This window comes from Gilliamella sp. wkB108, assembly GCF_001690195.1.
Taxonomy (GTDB): Bacteria; Pseudomonadota; Gammaproteobacteria; order Enterobacterales; family Orbaceae; genus Gilliamella; species Gilliamella apicola_L.
The window spans coordinates 1-724 of record NZ_LZGM01000018.1 but is presented as its reverse complement, the minus strand read 5'-3'; the positions used below and the strand labels follow the sequence as shown (position 1 = coordinate 724).

The following is a 724-nucleotide window of genomic DNA, read 5'->3' as shown; positions in this document are numbered from 1 at the left end:
TGATGATGATGGGTTTGAAAATTTATTTCCAGACTTTTACTTATACGGTGTATTTTACTATATATTCTTCCCAGAAACTAATCACTATTTATCTAATAAAGAGTTTGATGTGTTTATTGGCAAATTAGATGATATCAGTTTGTACCGTCGCTATTCATCAATCAAAAATTATGTTTCGAATAAATATACGCTTATCATGACGAATCAGGACAAAGAATACCGTTTTAAAGAGTCACAAATTTATCAACGGATGGCAAGTCGAGAAAGCGCTGAGAGTTTTATCGGATTGGACATTATCGATTCAAAAGGGAAGATTACTTTTTATGATAAAACGGCATTAGCGAAACGATTAAACAAATCGACCATCAAAAAAAATATCAAGTCATATATTCAGCACGAAAAAGTACCACTTTATGATGAGCCTAATGATAGCCATCCAACGGATATGTATTTGGTTCAAAATGATTTTGTTAAAATTCTGGATGTGATTTGGAATAAAGAGAAACTAAAAAAAAGTCGATATCCTGATATCTGGTTTAAGGTAAGTTATAAAAGTAAAGACCAAGGTGAAATGGTGAAATGGATTGATGGGAAAGCGTTTACCATCTGGTGATATTTATCCTAACTAATAATAACACTAAGATTTTTATGAAGGGTGACACGAATTGAAAAATTTTGTGTCATTGAGATTAAATTTATTCAGTAAATTGACTGAAGAGTTTTA

Annotated in this window: 1 protein-coding gene; it reads left to right on the top strand. The window is 30.9% G+C overall.

From position 1 onward, the window contains the following. A partial coding sequence (locus A9G11_RS14290; RefSeq protein ID WP_176701224.1) for a hypothetical protein occupies positions 1-613 on the top strand: 613 nt, incomplete at its 5' end. Between the last annotated feature and the right edge of the window lie 111 nt (positions 614-724).